The sequence below is a fragment of the Agreia sp. PsM10 genome, from assembly GCF_030433855.1.
Lineage (GTDB): Bacteria > Actinomycetota > Actinomycetes > Actinomycetales > Microbacteriaceae > Agreia.
The window spans coordinates 1-1,434 of the sequence record NZ_JARUXC010000031.1; the positions used below are offsets into that span (position 1 = coordinate 1).

2 protein-coding genes are annotated in these 1,434 nt (G+C 60.8%); both read left to right on the forward strand.

Annotation, left to right across the window (positions count from 1 at the left end; genetic code table 11):
• A partial coding sequence (locus tag QCD70_RS18970) for a helix-turn-helix domain-containing protein (RefSeq protein WP_301219177.1) occupies positions 1-544 on the forward strand: 544 nt, incomplete at its 5' end.
• Positions 545-582: 38 nt separating this feature from the next.
• Positions 583-1,395, forward strand: a complete 813-nt coding sequence (locus tag QCD70_RS18975; protein ID WP_301219180.1) for an IS3 family transposase — start codon at positions 583-585, stop codon at positions 1,393-1,395.
• Positions 1,396-1,434 lie beyond the last annotated feature (39 nt).

A 1,434-nucleotide genomic window follows, 5' to 3' on the forward strand; every position in this document is an offset into this window, starting at 1 on the left:
TGAACCGCTCCCCGGAAGTTGGACTGAGAAATTCAGTCTCAACTTCTGGGGAGCAGTTTTGCGTGGTCGAAGTTCGTTGTCTAAGCGGCAGCGTGAGGGCGCGGTAGCGTTGTTTGAAAGTGGATGGGGATCGGCGGCCGTGTCGACTCATCTGGCTGTTGGCCGTGACCCGGTCCGGAAATTGTATGGCCGGTGGCAACTCTGGGGAGGTTCAGCGCTGGTGGATAAACCGACTAAGCGGTCGTTCTCGTTCGAGTGCAAGCTCGAGATCGTGGGCCGGTATCTCGCTGGCGAGACGAAGCTCGAACTCGCTCGGGAGTTCGACCTGTCGTCGCCGCAGCTTGTCGCGACCTGGGCCCGCATCTTCCGCAACGAGGGCGAAGACGGGCTACGTCCCAAGCCAAAGGGGCGCCGCCCTCTGGGGGACGCGGTCGTGCGGGAGCCGGCTGAGCTAGAGCAGTTGCGACGCGAGAACGAGCGTCTACGCGCCGAGGTCGCGTATTTGGGAAAAGCGCGGGCCTTGAGGGCGCAACAACGACGCTGAAAGTCCGCGCCGTCGTCTCCCTCAAGGCCGAACACCGCCTGGATGTGCTCTTGGACGTCGCCAGACTTGCCCGGTCGACGTTCTTCTACCACCAGGCCCGCCTCCTCGCCCCGGACCCGCAGGCCGAGCTGAAAACCGCCATCGCTCAGATCTTCTCCGACAGCAAAGCCCGATACGGGCACCGTCGGGTTCACCTGAAGCTGGTCGCGGCAGGCTGGCAGGTCGCGAAGAAGACGGTGCTGAAATTGATGCGGCAACTCGGTCTCCGCTGCCCGTCTCGACGCAGACGCCGCTACGTGTCTTTCCAGGGTGAGGTGGGGAATACGGCACCGAACCTGCTTGAGCGCCAATTCACGGCTGATGCTCCGAACCAGAAATGGGTCACTGACGTCACCGAGTTCCGCATCGGCGACGAGAAGCTCTATCTCTCCCCGGTGATGGATTTGTTCAACCGGCAGATCATCGCGCATTCGATAAGCCGATCCCCGAACTTAGGGCTGACCAGCAGTTCCCTTCGAGCAGCCTTGGCCACACTCGATAACGGGGAAACACCGATAGTGCACTCCGATCAAGGATTTCAGTATCAGCACGCTTCGTGGCGGAGCCTCCTCGCCGAAGCCGGGGCGACTCAATCAATGTCCCGTAGAGGCAACTGCTACGACAACGCCGTGATGGAAAACTTCTTCGGCCACCTGAAAGAAGAAGCCTTCCACCATGTTCACCACCTCACCATCGACGCCCTCGAGATCGCGATCAACGACTACATCGCTTGGTTCAACAACGATCGCATCTCGGAAACGCTCAAGGGCATGAGCCCGGTGCAATACCGGACCCAGGCCCTCGCGGCCTAGACTTTCAATTGGCCAGTCCAGCAATCCGGGACCAGTCCA